This is a genomic window from Paraburkholderia bryophila, from assembly GCF_013409255.1.
In the GTDB taxonomy this organism is placed as follows: Bacteria; Pseudomonadota; Gammaproteobacteria; order Burkholderiales; family Burkholderiaceae; genus Paraburkholderia.
This window is the reverse complement of sequence record NZ_JACCAS010000002.1, coordinates 2,043,830-2,059,901: the sequence shown is the minus strand read 5'-3', so window position 1 is coordinate 2,059,901 and position 16,072 is coordinate 2,043,830. Positions and strand designations below refer to the sequence as shown.

General features: G+C 60.1%; 8 protein-coding genes, 2 tRNA genes and 3 rRNA genes. 3 read left to right on the top strand and 10 right to left on the bottom strand.

All coding sequences use genetic code 11. The features are described from left to right. Window positions 1-465: 465 nt before the first annotated feature. The gene (locus tag GGD40_RS30190) at window positions 466-930 is read left to right on the top strand and encodes a hypothetical protein (RefSeq protein WP_179713916.1); all 465 of its coding nucleotides are present in this window, start codon (window positions 466-468) and stop codon (window positions 928-930) included. 346 nt (window positions 931-1,276) lie between these two features. Here GGD40_RS30190 and rrf read toward each other — a convergent pair. The 5 genes from rrf to GGD40_RS30165 form a co-directional block, all read right to left on the bottom strand. Continuing rightward, window positions 1,277-1,390 (bottom strand): 5S ribosomal RNA (rrf, locus tag GGD40_RS30185). Window positions 1,391-1,536: 146 nt separating this feature from the next. Further along, window positions 1,537-4,417: ribosomal RNA gene (locus GGD40_RS30180) — 23S ribosomal RNA — on the bottom strand. Window positions 4,418-4,739: 322 nt separating this feature from the next. Then, window positions 4,740-4,815 (bottom strand) — tRNA-Ala (locus GGD40_RS30175). 59 nt (window positions 4,816-4,874) lie between these two features. Further along, window positions 4,875-4,951: transfer RNA gene (locus tag GGD40_RS30170), tRNA-Ile, on the bottom strand. A gap of 65 nt (window positions 4,952-5,016) precedes the next feature. Next, a 16S ribosomal RNA gene (locus GGD40_RS30165) occupies window positions 5,017-6,547 on the bottom strand. The 16S, 23S and 5S rRNA genes sit together here with 2 tRNA genes alongside, the layout of an rRNA operon. Before the next feature lie 792 nt (window positions 6,548-7,339). Between GGD40_RS30165 and rpoD the strand changes: the two genes are divergently transcribed. Both rpoD and GGD40_RS30155 read left to right on the top strand, forming a co-directional pair. After that, complete coding sequence (gene rpoD / locus GGD40_RS30160) at window positions 7,340-9,334, top strand: RNA polymerase sigma factor RpoD (protein ID WP_179710716.1); 1,995 nt, start codon at window positions 7,340-7,342, stop codon at window positions 9,332-9,334. 202 nt (window positions 9,335-9,536) lie between these two features. Then, window positions 9,537-10,049, top strand: coding sequence for a PRC-barrel domain-containing protein (locus GGD40_RS30155; protein ID WP_179746111.1), 513 nt, complete (start codon window positions 9,537-9,539; stop codon window positions 10,047-10,049). A gap of 260 nt (window positions 10,050-10,309) precedes the next feature. Here the strand turns inward: GGD40_RS30155 and GGD40_RS30150 are convergent, their stop codons facing one another. From GGD40_RS30150 to GGD40_RS30130, 5 genes are all read right to left on the bottom strand, one after another. After that, window positions 10,310-11,395 carry a M48 family metallopeptidase gene (locus GGD40_RS30150; RefSeq protein WP_179746110.1) on the bottom strand — a complete coding sequence of 362 codons (1,086 nt, stop codon included), beginning with the start codon at window positions 11,393-11,395 and terminating at the stop codon, window positions 10,310-10,312. After that, a complete protein-coding gene (locus tag GGD40_RS30145; protein ID WP_179746109.1) occupies window positions 11,379-12,485 on the bottom strand; it encodes a YjgN family protein in 1,107 nt (368 codons plus the stop codon). The genes GGD40_RS30150 and GGD40_RS30145 overlap by 17 nt, the downstream gene beginning before the upstream one ends. Window positions 12,486-12,560: 75 nt before the next feature. Next, a complete protein-coding gene (locus GGD40_RS30140; RefSeq protein ID WP_105510608.1) occupies window positions 12,561-13,358 on the bottom strand; it encodes a YfaP family protein in 798 nt (265 codons plus the stop codon). Between the two features lie 22 nt (window positions 13,359-13,380). Continuing rightward, window positions 13,381-14,226 carry a YfaP family protein gene (locus GGD40_RS30135; protein WP_257030622.1) on the bottom strand — a complete coding sequence of 282 codons (846 nt, stop codon included), beginning with the start codon at window positions 14,224-14,226 and terminating at the stop codon, window positions 13,381-13,383. 62 nt (window positions 14,227-14,288) lie between these two features. After that, window positions 14,289-16,070: a DUF2300 domain-containing protein gene (locus tag GGD40_RS30130; RefSeq protein ID WP_179746108.1), complete on the bottom strand. Its 1,782-nt coding sequence runs from the start codon at window positions 16,068-16,070 to the stop codon at window positions 14,289-14,291. Window positions 16,071-16,072 lie beyond the last annotated feature (2 nt).

The following is a 16,072-nucleotide window of genomic DNA, read 5'->3' as shown; positions in this document are numbered from 1 at the left end:
GGGCGGTGGGCGGTGGGCGCAACTTACGGCGCGTCGCTGCGGTGGGAGCCTCCGTTCTCTCTTCCCGGGAACGCAACGATCAGGTGAGCGACACTGAATGAGTGCGCGCCGTGTGTCGCTTTGGACGCCGCCGTTTGCAGAATCGCTGACTGAGCATCCTTCCGGCCAACGCCATACGCCTGGTTAAGACACATAGCCGCGAGCATGGATCGTTTTCCCGGCGTTATTACACATCGACGATTCGCACGATGCAGTCGACCAAATTCACCGCAACATGAAGGCCGGCCGAAAGATTTAGGTCATGCGGATTAAAAATTGCACGCAGCAAGGATAGCGCTGAGTGGCGTGAGTGCGGCCACCGGCCAGCATTCCAACCAATCGACCTGCTGCATGATCAGTGAGGGGCTCAACCTTTTGCGGCCCGCGCCGTTATTGCATCTGCACAGGCATAAACATTGGACCTTCATGGCACAACCTATCCCTTTATCCCGCCACACTGGCGCTGCGCGTGCGCGGCATGCCAAGGTCATGCTGTTGCCGATTGCCCGGCAGACCGCCGATGACCTCGCGTTGCGGGTACATCTGGCGCTCGATGCCCTGCGCCGCGGCGCAGGCAGCATGATCGACGCGCAAACCCTCACGCAGACCATGCTGCTGACCGGTTTTCTGGCCGAGTCCGGCTTTGGCTCAGCATCAGGCGAGGAACTCGGCGCGGCGGAACGTGCGGTATCGACGGTGTTCGATATCGGCCGAGAGACCGGTGAATGGAGATTGGATAACACCGGCGTCGCACTTTTTGCCACGATTGCGACGAATTACGACCAGCAGTTGCACCGTGCCCCGCTGTGGGCGATCACCGATGCGAGCGAACGGCTGGACCGCTTTACAGCAGGCATGAGGTATCAGACGCCAGCGCGAAAGCGGGCCTGAGCGGACTGGAGGGGAGAAGCTGGCCGGCAAACTCGCTGCGCGCGGGTGACGCAGCGTATCGGGAAGGTGCACGTGAGACGCGCAGACGCGAATGTCGGAATTGCCCCGGCCTGGAGTGAGCCAGCGATGTGAACGCGTAACGAACCGGCGGGGATTGAGACGCCGCTCGGAGCTTCTGGGGGCAACGTGACGGGTTGCCGAGCCGAGTAAGAGCGGTGTTGCGCAACGCGCAAGAATAGTTGGGCGATGACGGCGGTGGACGTTGGGTACCTTGTTGTGATTTTCCGTCGCCGTAAACGCAGAAACCCCACCTTTTGGGGTGGGGTTTCTGCGTTGCTGCTTGGGAGCCTGACGATTACCTACTTTCACACGGGCAATCCGCACTATCATCGGCGTGGAGTCGTTTCACGGTCCTGTTCGGGATGGGAAGGGGTGGTACCGACTCGCTATGGTCATCAGGCATAACTTGTTGCTGTCGTGCCCTTTGGGCACTACAGCCAATCTGGAAGAAGTAGTTGAGAGGATGCCTCTCGGTATTACTTTGGGTTGTGCCTGTATCGCACAACACTGATCTCAACCGTGTGTCGAGAGAGACACACCTGTTATAGGATCAAGCCTTACGGGCAATTAGTATCAGTTAGCTTAACGCATTACTGCGCTTCCACACCTGACCTATCAACGTCCTGGTCTTGAACGACCCTTCAAGGGGCTCGAAGCCCCGGGGATATCTCATCTTAAGGCGAGTTTCCCGCTTAGATGCTTTCAGCGGTTATCTCTTCCGAACATAGCTACCCGGCGATGCCACTGGCGTGACAACCGGTACACCAGAGGTTCGTCCACTCCGGTCCTCTCGTACTAGGAGCAGCCCCCTTCAAATATCCAGCGCCCACGGCAGATAGGGACCAAACTGTCTCACGACGTTTTAAACCCAGCTCACGTACCTCTTTAAATGGCGAACAGCCATACCCTTGGGACCGGCTACAGCCCCAGGATGAGATGAGCCGACATCGAGGTGCCAAACACCGCCGTCGATATGAACTCTTGGGCGGTATCAGCCTGTTATCCCCAGAGTACCTTTTATCCGTTGAGCGATGGCCCTTCCATACAGAACCACCGGATCACTATGACCTGCTTTCGCACCTGCTCGACTTGTCGGTCTCGCAGTTAAGCACGCTTATGCCATTGCACTATCAGCACGATTTCCGACCGTACCTAGCGTACCTTCGTACTCCTCCGTTACACTTTGGGAGGAGACCGCCCCAGTCAAACTGCCTACCATGCACTGTCCCCGATCCGGATTACGGACCAAGGTTAGAACCTCAAACAAACCAGGGTGGTATTTCAAGGATGGCTCCACGCAGACTGGCGTCCACGCTTCATAGCCTCCCACCTATCCTACACAGACCGGTTCAAAGTCCAATGCAAAGCTACAGTAAAGGTTCATGGGGTCTTTCCGTCTAGCCGCGGGGAGATTGCATCATCACAAACACTTCAACTTCGCTGAGTCTCGGGAGGAGACAGTGTGGCCATCGTTACGCCATTCGTGCAGGTCGGAACTTACCCGACAAGGAATTTCGCTACCTTAGGACCGTTATAGTTACGGCCGCCGTTTACCGGGACTTCAATCAAGAGCTTGCACCCCATCATTTAATCTTCCGGCACCGGGCAGGCGTCACACCCTATACGTCCACTTTCGTGTTTGCAGAGTGCTGTGTTTTTATTAAACAGTCGCAGCCACCAGTTTATTGCAACCCCTTCACCCTTCTGGCGCGAGCCAGTCAAGCTACAGGGGCGTACCTTATCCCGAAGTTACGGTACCAATTTGCCGAGTTCCTTCTCCCGAGTTCTCTCAAGCGCCTTAGAATACTCATCTCGCCCACCTGTGTCGGTTTGCGGTACGGTCTTGTTAAACTGAAGCTTAGAGGCTTTTCTTGGAACCACTTCCGATTGCTTCTTCACCTAGGTGAATGGCCTCGCACCCTTGAATTCCGCGCCCGGATTTGCCTAAGCGCCTTCTCCAATGCAAGGACCGGGACTTCCAACACCCGGACAACCTTCCGCGATCCGTCCCCCCATCGCATTTAACAATGGTGCAGGAATATTAACCTGCTTCCCATCAGCTACGCATTTCTGCCTCGCCTTAGGGGCCGACTCACCCTACGCCGATGAACGTTGCGTAGGAAACCTTGGGCTTACGGCGAGGGGGCTTTTCACCCCCTTTATCGCTACTCATGTCAGCATTCGCACTTCCGATACCTCCAGCGCACTTTTCAATGCACCTTCGCAGGCTTACGGAACGCTCTCCTACCATGCACATAAATGTGCATCCGCAGCTTCGGTATATTGCTTAGCCCCGTTACATCTTCCGCGCAGGACGACTCGATCAGTGAGCTATTACGCTTTCTTTAAAGGATGGCTGCTTCTAAGCCAACCTCCTGACTGTTTTAGCCTTCCCACTTCGTTTCCCACTTAGCAATATTTGGGGACCTTAGCTGGCGGTCTGGGTTGTTTCCCTCTTGACACCGGACGTTAGCACCCGATGTCTGTCTCCCGTGATTGCACTCTTCGGTATTCGGAGTTTGCTATGGCGTAGTAATCCGCAATGGACCCCACAACCATGACAGTGCTCTACCCCCGAAGGTGATACACGAGGCACTACCTAAATAGTTTTCGGAGAGAACCAGCTATTTCCAGGTTTGTTTAGCCTTTCACCCCTATCCACAGCTCATCCCCTAACTTTTCAACGTTAGTGGGTTCGGACCTCCAGTACGTGTTACCGCACCTTCATCCTGGCCATGGATAGATCACCTGGTTTCGGGTCTACACCCAGCGACTGAATCGCCCTGTTCGGACTCGCTTTCGCTACGCCTGCCCTAATCGGTTAAGCTTGCCACTGAATGTAAGTCGCTGACCCATTATACAAAAGGTACGCAGTCACCCCTCAAGGAGGCTCCTACTGTTTGTATGCATGCGGTTTCAGGATCTATTTCACTCCCCTCCCGGGGTTCTTTTCGCCTTTCCCTCACGGTACTGGTTCACTATCGGTCGATCACGAGTATTTAGCCTTGGAGGATGGTCCCCCCATCTTCAGACAGGATTTCACGTGTCCCGCCCTACTTGTCGTACACCTAGTTCTTCCTCGCTGTTTTCGTCTACAGGGCTATCACCTGCTATGGCGGCACTTTCCAGAGCCTTCGACTAACAATGAAGATAAAGAGTACAGGCTGGTCCCATTTCGCTCGCCACTACTCTGGGAATCTCGGTTGATTTCTTTTCCTGCGGTTACTTAGATGTTTCAGTTCACCGCGTTCGCTTCGCATGACCTATGTATTCAGTCATGGATACTCCATTCGGAGTGGGTTTCCCCATTCGGACATCTACGGATCAAAGCTCGTTTGCCAGCTCCCCGTAGCTTTTCGCAGGCTACCGCGTCCTTCATCGCCTGTGATCGCCAAGGCATCCACCACATGCACTTGTTCGCTTGACCCTATAACGGGTGTGTCTCACACCGCGTTCACTCGGAACGCAGCGCGGGTCACATCGTTACAGGTTGAGTATTCGTGTTGCGCCGTATTCCAAGGCAATCTTTCGATTACCTTTTCATACATTGATACAATCACAACCCTGATTCACCTACTCGCCTACCCATCTCTAGATAGCCTTTCGTGAATCTCTTTACTACTTCTTCCTGATTGTTAAAGAACGACAGCCGATATCATGATTGCTATAACCACGTATCACTCTGACTGGCTCAATCGCCAATGCACAACCCTCTGCAGTACTTCCGCAGAACGCTATGCATTGATGATTGGTGGAGGATGACGGGATCGAACCGACGACCCCCTGCTTGCAAAGCAGGTGCTCTCCCAGCTGAGCTAATCCCCCAGTCACACATGAACTTCAAGGGTGCCTTCAACCGGTTAGCACAGCCACCGCAGAAACAGTGGTGGGTCTGGATGGATTCGAACCATCGACCCCCGCCTTATCAAGACGGTGCTCTAACCGACTGAGCTACAGACCCCTGAGTCTGTCTGAATTTACAGCCGATAAGCGTGAGCGCTCAACGTTCGACACGTTCAGCTCTAGAAAGGAGGTGATCCAGCCGCACCTTCCGATACGGCTACCTTGTTACGACTTCACCCCAGTCATGAATCCCACCGTGGTAAGCGCCCTCCTTGCGGTTAGGCTACCTACTTCTGGTGAAACCCACTCCCATGGTGTGACGGGCGGTGTGTACAAGACCCGGGAACGTATTCACCGCGGCATGCTGATCCGCGATTACTAGCGATTCCAGCTTCACGCACTCGAGTTGCAGAGTGCGATCCGGACTACGATCGGTTTTCTGGGATTGGCTCCACCTCGCGGCTTGGCAACCCTCTGTTCCGACCATTGTATGACGTGTGAAGCCCTACCCATAAGGGCCATGAGGACTTGACGTCATCCCCACCTTCCTCCGGTTTGTCACCGGCAGTCTCCCTGGAGTGCTCTTGCGTAGCAACTAGGGACAAGGGTTGCGCTCGTTGCGGGACTTAACCCAACATCTCACGACACGAGCTGACGACAGCCATGCAGCACCTGTGTTATGGCTCCCTTTCGGGCACATCCACCTCTCGGCAGACTTCCATACATGTCAAGGGTAGGTAAGGTTTTTCGCGTTGCATCGAATTAATCCACATCATCCACCGCTTGTGCGGGTCCCCGTCAATTCCTTTGAGTTTTAATCTTGCGACCGTACTCCCCAGGCGGTCAACTTCACGCGTTAGCTACGTTACTAAGTCAATGAAGACCCAACAACTAGTTGACATCGTTTAGGGCGTGGACTACCAGGGTATCTAATCCTGTTTGCTCCCCACGCTTTCGTGCATGAGCGTCAGTATTGGCCCAGGGGGCTGCCTTCGCCATCGGTATTCCTCCACATCTCTACGCATTTCACTGCTACACGTGGAATTCTACCCCCCTCTGCCATACTCTAGCCCGCCAGTCACAAATGCAGTTCCCAGGTTAAGCCCGGGGATTTCACATCTGTCTTAGCGGACCGCCTGCGCACGCTTTACGCCCAGTAATTCCGATTAACGCTTGCACCCTACGTATTACCGCGGCTGCTGGCACGTAGTTAGCCGGTGCTTATTCTTCCGGTACCGTCATCCTCCCGCCGTATTAGGGCAGAAGTTTTCTTTCCGGACAAAAGTGCTTTACAACCCGAAGGCCTTCTTCACACACGCGGCATTGCTGGATCAGGGTTTCCCCCATTGTCCAAAATTCCCCACTGCTGCCTCCCGTAGGAGTCTGGGCCGTGTCTCAGTCCCAGTGTGGCTGGTCGTCCTCTCAGACCAGCTACAGATCGTCGCCTTGGTAGGCCTTTACCCCACCAACTAGCTAATCTGCCATCGGCCGCCCCTGTAGCGAGAGGTCCTAAGATCCCCCCCTTTCCTCCGTAGAGCGTATGCGGTATTAATCCGGCTTTCGCCGGGCTATCCCCCACTACAGGACACGTTCCGATGTATTACTCACCCGTTCGCCACTCGCCACCAGGATTACTCCCGTGCTGCCGTTCGACTTGCATGTGTAAGGCATGCCGCCAGCGTTCAATCTGAGCCAGGATCAAACTCTTCAGTTCAAACCTGTTACTGTTTTTCGGTTCCGTTAAGAACCGGTCGCTCACTCAACGTACTGACGAATTGTTCGATCATCTTGCGATGCTCAAACCTTCCTTTCATTACTGTGTGAGACTTGATACTTTCGCTTTGCGGCAGATCCCGAAAGATCCACCTCGCGTCTCGCATCAAGCGCCCACACTTATCGGCTGTTAATTTTTAAAGATCGATTACGCATTCACTACCGAACCCGCACCGCTGTCGCCAACCTCACAACTACCCGGTCGCTTCGTTCTGCGTCGCTGCATCTGCAGCAGAGAAACGAGATTATGAAGAACGACTGACATGTCGTCAACCCCTTTGCGTGAATTTTCTTTTGACGAAGCCCGAATCGACGCCAGAAACATCCTCCCTCCATATGGAGGGGGTCAGAGGGAAACCGATCGCGTCGTGTGCGAACGAGCAAGTTCCTCTATAGTGAGGAGCTTGTAATCGACCAATCCGCACACACCTTGGTGCATCGACCTCAACACGCCCCACCGCGTGTGACCGGCGGGCTGCGAACGGACCTGTTGACACCGTGCATGACAATATCTTGTGCACACGATGAGCGCGAACGCGGAAGCTCAGCTATAATGCGAGCCGCGCGAATTTCGCACATTTCTATCGGCCCGCTTCGAGCGGGCTCATCTTTTTTGCTCCCCAGAGCAACAGCCAAACAACCGCGTTGAGTCACTCAGGTGATGTTGAGCCATGCTCGAAACGCCTGACGGTCGCGTCTTGCGTCTCATAGCGAAGCCTCTAGAGGAGAATACGTGAACCCTTTTGATCGCGAAGATTCGCAACACGAAAACGCCAGCTACACCCCCAAAGCTCCTTCCGGCCGCACGGCCAAGGGCAAGGGCGCCGGCAAAGCGATCCCCGTGGCGGCCGAACTGCCGCCGCAGCAGGCAGAAGAACGTCAGCGCCAGATGCGCGCGCTGATCCAGCTGGGTAAGGAGCAAGGCTACCTGACCCACGCGCAGATCAACGACCACCTGCCCGACAACTTCGCGCAGACGGCGGCGATCGACAGCATCGTCAGCGCGTTCAACGACATGGGCGTGCAGGTCTACGAGCAGGCTCCGGACGCCGAAACGCTGCTGCTCAACTCGAACGCCCCCGCCGTGGTGTCGGACGATCAGGCGGACGAGGAAACCGAAGTCGCCCTGTCGACCGTCGACTCCGAGTTCGGCCGTACGACCGACCCGGTCCGCATGTACATGCGCGAAATGGGTGCAACCGAGTTGCTGACCCGCGCCGGCGAAATCGCCATCGCCAAGCGTATCGAAGACGGCCTGCACGAAATGGTGCAGGCGATCGCCGCTTGCCCGCTGGCAATCTCCGCCATTCTGGCGAGCGCCCAGCAGGTCGCGGACGGCGAACTGCGCATCGACGAAATGGTCGACGGTCTGAATGAAGAGACGGTCGCCGCCGAAGAAGAGACCCCGAGCGCCGAGGCCGCAGCCGACGTCGACACGGACACGGAAAGCGACGAAGAAGAAGACAGCGACGACGTCGGCCCGGCCGACTCGTCCGCCGCGGACGAAGCACGCCTGAAGCAACTCACGAGCGACTGCCTCGAAATCTTCGCCCAGGTCGGCATGCTGTCCGACCAGATGAACGCTTCGCACACGCGCGGCGACGTCAGCTCGAAGGCCTATCTGCGCGCACGCGAAGAGATCCAGCAGCATCTCGCGAAGATCCGCTTCACGGCACGCACCATCGACCGTCTGTGCGGCGACGTGCAGCACCAGGTCGCGCAGGTTCGCGCGATCGAACGCAACATCCTGCAAATCGTCGTCGCGAAGAGCGGCATGCCGCGCGAAAAGTTCATCGAGACGTTCGCCGGCCATGAAGCCGACCTCGGCTGGACGGAACGCGCAGCGCGCGGCACCACGTCCTACGGCGCGGCGCTGGAGCGCAATCTGCCGGCCATTCAGTCCGAACAGCAAAAGCTGATCGAAATCGAAGCCACGGTTTCGCTGCCGCTCAAGCATCTGAAAGAAATCAATCGTCAGATGGTTGCGGCCGAATCGAAGATGCGCAAGGCCAAGAGCGAGATGATCGAGGCGAATCTGCGTCTCGTGATCTCGATCGCGAAGAAGTACGTGAACCGCGGCATGCTGTTCCTCGACCTGATCCAGGAAGGCAACATCGGCCTGATGAAGGCGGTGGATAAGTTCGAATACCGTCGTGGCTGGAAGTTTTCCACGTACGCAACGTGGTGGGTTCGCCAGGCCGTGACGCGTTCGCTCGCCGACCAGGCTCGTACGATTCGCGTGCCGGTGCACATGATCGAAACGATCAACAAGCTCAACCGCATTTCGCGCGAGATCCTGCAGCAGACCGGTCAGGAAGCGCATCCGTCGGTGCTGGCGGAACGCATGGAACTGTCGGAAGAGAAGGTGCGCGGCATTCTGAAGATCGCCAAGCAGCCGGTGTCGATGGAAACGCCGGTCGGCGACGACGGCGACGCCACGCTCGGCGACATGATCGAAGATGCGGGCGCTTCGTCGCCGGCCGACGCCGCGATGCAAGCCGACTTGCGCGCCGCCATCGACGACGCGCTCGACTCGCTGTCGCCGCGTGAAGCGAAGGTGCTGCGTATGCGCTACGGCATCAACACGAAGTCGGACCACACGCTCGAAGAAGTCGGCAAGCAGTTCGACGTCACGCGCGAGCGGATTCGTCAGATCGAAAGCAAGGCCATGCGCAAGCTGATGCATCCGAGCCGCGCTGATCGTCTGAAGTCGTTCCTCGACCGTTAAGCTAGCTGTTTTACGCTTGCCGTGCGCTTTGCACGGCAAGCGGCTTCCCCTGCAAGCCCTCGCAAACCCCTGCCGCAAACCTCTCCTGCATCACCCCCTGCATCACCTCCGCAGCACACCTCACCACGCCACACCACCACCCAGCCCCCACAGGCACGCTCATTGCGCGCCCCCTGCACAAGCTTTTCACAGGGAGCCCATCATGACCTCGCTCACCCCTCAAAACCCGGAAACCACCGGCACCGCCAACACCTCCGCCGCCACCCAAGGCGCCACCATCGTCGGCCTTGGCGTCGGCGACGGCCCCGGTCCGGAAGTCATGGCCGCCTCGACGCTCGACGGCAACAAGGTCATCTCCTCCGACGGCGAACACGTCGGCAAAATCTCGGCCATCATGCTCGACGTACGCGGCGGACGAATCGCCTACGCGGTGTTATCGAGCGGCGGTTTTCTCGGCATGGGCGACACATTGCACGCGATACCGTGGAGCGCGCTCACACTTGACACCGACGACAAATGCTTCGTGCTCGACGCCCCTGCCGAGCGGTTCAAGAGCGCACCGGGTTTCGATAAGGATCACTGGCCGTCGATGGCAGACATGCAATGGGGCGCGACAGTGCACGCGTACTACAACCGTCCACCGTATTGGAGGACGAGGACGGGGACGGCCACGCAAGATGTCGTAGAGAACCGGGAAGCGGACTCGAATTTCTGAAGAAGGAAGGGCCGGCAAGACAAGCGCCTACCAGGCCATCGTCAAGAGATCAGAACGATCTAAACGGCCCACGGCAAAGCAAAGCGGCCGCGTCGGCCACCACTCCATTTGTCCACAGAAATTGTTCGCAAGCCTGTGGACAACCTGAGCATGACTCAGGTAACGCATTGATCGCATTGACTTGCACGACCGCGCTCGCAATAGCGCAATCACGCAACGAGACCCAATGAGACCAATGACTCGCAACGAGTTCCGCGCCGTCACGGCTTCGCGCACATGCTCCGAACGGCAGCCCATTGCTGCGCCGTCAACGCACTCTCGCCGAGCGGCGACCCTTGGCTGCGCTTCTCGCGATCATCCGTCCGCGGATGATCCGACAGAAATTCAATCGCCGCGCTAGCGCTGCCCTCGCGCTTTTCCGTCAACGCGAAAAAGCCCGCCAGCCCGTCGCTGCGCAAGCCGCTCGCCTGCAGATAGGCGACGCCGTTCGCGTCGGCGAGGCGTTCCATATCGCGGCTATACGACAGGCCGACCAATCGCCCGGCGAGCGACGACACATCCACGAAGCCGAGATTCACGCCCAGCGTGGCGCTGATCAAACCGATCCCAGCGCCACGAAACAGCGCGACTACCGGGTCGCGTCTCGCGATATGTCCGGTTTCATGCGCCATCACGCCCGCCAGTTGATCGGCACTGCCGACCCGCTGAACCAGTCCCCGCATGATCACCATGCGCCCGCCGGGCAGCGTCAGCGCATTCGCCGTTTTGCTGTCGATCACCACCAGCTGCACCGGTTCCGCGATACCCGCCGCACGAGCCAGCCGCGCTTCGAGCTGCTCGAGCGCCTGTTGCCCCTCAGCGCCGACGCACACCCGATGCTTGCCGACCACGACCGTTTCCACCATCTCGCCGAGCTGGTTTTCGGCGCTGCGCGGCATCAGCGCCGCGCCGACCGCCGGCAGTTTCGTGACCAGCGCAAGCGCTACCGCCAGCGTGGCCACGCCGACCAGCGCCCAGCCGAGGTACTGTCGACGCCGCTTGCGTGGCGTCGTGACCTGCGCCGCGATCTCGGGCGGCAAAGCATCGATGCCGGTCGACACGCGGCCCAACCCGCCCTGGCACGACAACGTGACCCTGCCATCCGGATCGGGCTCGCCGACGATCAGCCGCGCACGCGGCCAGACCGCCAGCTCACCGGCGACACCGTCGATCGATAGAAACGCGTCGCTCCAACGCAACGTAGCGCGATACGCCGCGGCGCTACGCCCATCGAAGTAGCGCGCCTCAAGCGAGCGCGCCGCGTCGGAACCCGCCTCCATCATGCCGCGCTCAGAACGCGCCGCCATGGTCGAGCAGGTTCAACATGCCTTCGCCGGTACGCGGCGGCGCCTGGTCGCTTTGGCCGAGCGTCTGCGGATCGAGCCGGCCGGACACCTGAACCGTATCCGCCACCACCCGCATCACGCGATGCAGCACGATAGGCAGCCCCAACCCAAGCGTAAAGACGACGATCGCCAGGTTGCCGAGCATCATGCCGAGCAGGCGCTTCCCGGTAATGCTGCTGCCGAAGCGCAGTTGCGAGCCGAGCGTGGTATTGCCCATCACATGGCGCGTTACGAGCGCCAGATAGGCGCACTGAATCAGCAGCGCGCCGACGATGAACAGCACATAAAACAGGAACACCGAGCCGAACGCCATGGCCGCACCGGGATCGCCCGCCTTCAGCGGCGCATGGCCGATCGGCAGCAGCAACATGAAGCTCTTGAGGAAAATCATGACGAGCACGGCAAGCAGCGCGACCACGCCAACGAACGTCCCGACGAACGCGCCATACAACGCGCCGGCACGACCCTGGAAATGAAACTGCTGACTACCGAAGCTGCTCGCGTTGATGCGGCGCTCGGCGAGGCGCATGGACACCCAGGGCAGCATCTGCCAAAGCGTGACGATGCACAGCAGGCCGTACAGCAGCGCATAGCCGCCGTAGACCAGCGACGAACCCGTCATGCCGCCGCGAATCCCGCACCATTGCGTGCGGCTCAGGCGATAACGCTGCGCGCTGAAATAGGCGCCCGCCGCGACGACCGCGATCAGGATGTAGAGGGCAATCACCGGCAACGCGGCCAGCAACGCACTGCCGGTCAAGGCGTGCAGAATCGCGCTGAGAACGCCCGCGCCGACAATCGCGCCGATCATAATCGCGATCGCCAGCAGAAAGCCTTTGAACAACTCACCACCGGTGCCCGTGTATTCAAACCGTTCACCTTGAAACTGCATTCTCGACCAGATATACCGGCGGGTATTGGTGGTCGCCCAAAAACGATAAATCCCCAGGGTGATGATCTGCAGCAGCAGATTTTTGATGAAAATCCCGTACAGCTCCCCAATCTTGCCGTCGTAGGTCAATAGCGGCTGCTTCTGGTCGAGTGAATTCATTTTTGCTTCCCCCTTCTGATTTATTGACGTTTTTGTGACCCGCATGCGCGCGGATCTGGCGGACTTGCGCTCTTCTCACGGCAACACAAACGTCTTCACAAGCGTCAACTCACCGGGCTTACGCATCGGCACACGAATCGTTTCGCTCTTTTCGTCCGGCGTATTTTCGTTGGTGATGATGGTGATTTGCGCGACCGTGATATCCGCGCCGCTATTGCCGTTGCCGTAGTAATTCACATAGACCAGATAGGTGCCCTTCAACGGCGCGGCCGACGAATAAATCTCCGGCCCATAGCCGGTCGTCACGTCTACGTCGAGCGAGCCGCCGTTCGGCGCCACGCGGTCGCCGTACCAGGTATGCACGCCATCCGGCGACACGATATGCAGGTCCAGGTCGGTGCCGTCGGTGTCCCACGCGAGCAGCACGCGCAGCTTCGGCTGGGTCTTGCCGCTGTACGCGTCATAGAACTGCACGCGCTTGCGGGTGCCGTCCGGCGCGCGCAGTTCGATACCGTTGCTGCCCGAAGGAAACGCGTAAGGGCGCGAGAACTTGCCGTCCTCCTCCACGCGCTGCGGCAGCGGCGTGCCGTTGACCACCAGCGTGCCGACCGAGGTCCCCTTCTTCTTGGGCGTGTTGCGAATCTGCCCTTCGATCAGCGCGAACTTCGACTGACCCTCCGGCGTCTGCACCGACACGGCCGGGTAATGCACGTCCTGCGTATAGCGCTCGGTGTCGCCGCTGGTGTTGCGCCAGCCGTTCAACGGCGCGGCGAAGTCGATATCGCTCGCGCGCGCCACGCTCGCCGCCTGCAAGCCAGCCACGACGAGCACACCGCAAGCCGCCTTCATCCACCGCGTCGTTCTGGACGTCATCTTCACCGCTCCCATCCCGCTGTCAAAGTCGCTCGCTTTTCACGAGCATCAGGTCGCCGATTTTGCGCAGCGGCACGATCATCGTTTCACGCCGTTCGTTCGGCGTATTTTCGTTGAATACCAGCGTCAACGTCGCCGTGATCACGTCGCGATCGTGCGCGGCGGCGTCGAAGTTATAGCCGGTCGAATCGAAGTTGCCCCAGTAATTCAGAAAGAACAGCCACGTGCCATGCTCCGGTGCCGCCGACGAAAAAATCCCCGGCCCCGCGCCGTCCACCGAATCGACGTCGAAGCCGCTGCCGTCGTCGAGTGTCGGATTGGCGAAGAACGCGTGCAGGCCGTCGGGCGTGATCACATGCAGATCGACCTGGGCATGCGGATCGTCCCACGTGACGATCGCGCGCAGTTTCGCCTGTGGCTTGCTGTGGTCGGCTTCGTAAAACTGCATGCGCTGATGCTGTTTGCCGTCGGCGGAAATCAGCTCGATGCTGTTCGACCCCGCGCCGAACGCCCACGGCCGCGCGAACGCACCTTCGTCGTCGGTATAGAGCGGCGTCGGGTTGCCGTTGACGACTAACGTAGGCGGTCTGCGCGCGTGCTTGTCGATGTGCTTCAGGCGCCCTTCGATCAGCGTGCGGTAGCGCTGCGCGCCACGATCGACCGGCGGCCGCGGATACGCCGCAACGAAATGCTCGCCTTCGTTCGTCAGCCCGCTATGCCGCCAGCCGCCGAAAGCGCCGGTCAGATCGGCAATGGCGCCATCGGCGTCGGCGGCCTGCGCCTCAGTCGTCGTGCCGGCCAGCAACACGGCCGAGCTCAACGCGAACGAAAACGCAAACGAAACCGCCAGCGCCCGGGTCGCGCGCATCCGAACGCGGCGTGCCGGAACCGGCTGGCCGTGCAGACATGAAAGCGAACGTGAAGCGAAGTTCATTGGATCGGATTGTCGGTACGAATCAGCGTGCGCGCGGTGCGTTCGACGAATTCTTCGTCGACGCCACGCGGATGATGCTGAAACGCGAGGTGAATGTATTCATGCGTCAGCGCGATGCGGTCCTCTTCGGTCTGCAGCCGATAGATGTAGATGCGATTGCGCTGCGCATCCTCGTACGGCCGCCCTTCGCGCACCTCGCACACGGCCGGCAGATCGGGCGTCTCGTAGCCGGCCGCGCCGTCCAGACGCCGCGCCCACAGTTGCGCGTTGCGTCGCAGCCAGTCCTGCGCGCCGGCCACCGCGACGCAGTCGCCGGACAGCGGGCTCAGGAACGACGTCAGCGTCGCTTGCGGCCAGGTGCGGGCGAGAATTGCGTCGAAGGTCTGGCCGCTTTGCGCGGACGCCTTCGCGGCCAGCCAGCTCATCTGCCCCGGTGCGGCTTTGTCGTGGTGATACTGCACCGGCACGCCGGTCAGCACCAGCGCGTCGGTCAGATCCGCAGCGCGGCGCGCGGCGGCGGTCGGCGCACGCGGCAGAACGCGCTGTGTGTTGCTGCTGTCGTCGATCCGGTAACAGCCGTGGTCGTGATTGCCGTGCTGCACGGCGTAGGTGCGCGCCGCCACCGCCAATGCCTTGGCCGCTTCCGGCTGGCTCGTGTCGCCTTCCCGCTCGACCACGCGCGCCACGTAGTCGTTCATGCCGAAACGGCCGACCACCTGCGGCGCACCGCTTGCGTCGCGATCGAGCCGCAGCTCGCCGCGACTCGTCACCCGCGCCCAATTGCCGTTGACGAAACCGACGCGGAAATCGCCACGCAACGGCCCATCCGGCGCCGCGGCCGGGCCGCTGTCGCCGAGTACTTCGCGAATCGGATAGCGGCTGAAAAAATCGACCAGCACACACGCGCCGTCGTCGGGAATAGTGACTTGCGTCAGCAGCGGCGCGATGCGCGGCGCGGCGGCCGCAAGCACGCGCGGACTGCCGCCCTGGCCACCGAGCCACACCGGCGTGCCGTCGGCGAGCCAACCCGCCGCGCCGCCGATCGACGCACCCGGCCGCGCCGGATCCGGCATCGTCCAGGTTTTGGCGCGCAGCACGCTGCCATAGAGCGACACCGTGCCTTCGCCGCGTCCGCTGGTCAGCACCGACACCAGCGTGCTCGACGCCGCCTCGCGTGGCCGTGCGGGCACCGCTTGCAACGCGGCGAGCAGATCGCTCACCGGCACGCGGCGAGCCGGCGTCATGGCGTGGAGATCGCGCAGCCACGCGGGCGCGTGAGCGGCGCTCCAATACCTGCGCCAGTCGGCGGAATCGAGTTGCAGGCGCGCAGGCTCGAAGAACAGTCCGCACGATTGCACCAGCGCATGTTCACGGTCGATGTGACCGCCCGTCATGCAGCAATACACTTCCTCGCGATCGCCGCCGCTGCAGGTGTAATCCGGCGTGGCGATGTTGCGGTCGACCAGATACGCGTAGACGAACAGCTTCCACACGCTGCCGAGCGGCGTTTCCAGTGTGGCCGGCAGCGCTTGCGCGGCTTGCGGCGCAATGCCGGTTGCCGGGCCATCGGTGCTGACCTGCCAGAGCTGGCTCTGCCCGTCGCGCAACCAGGCAAAGCGCAGCAACGGCGCCTGAGACGTTGCCGACATCGCCGCGGCCGACGCCGGCACAGCCGCAACCGCGACCGCGCCGCCGCTCCCGCACCCCACGCCGACGACGAGCGCGACCCGCAGCGCAATCGCCAGACGATTACAGGTATGCCGAAGCGTGCGGACCATGG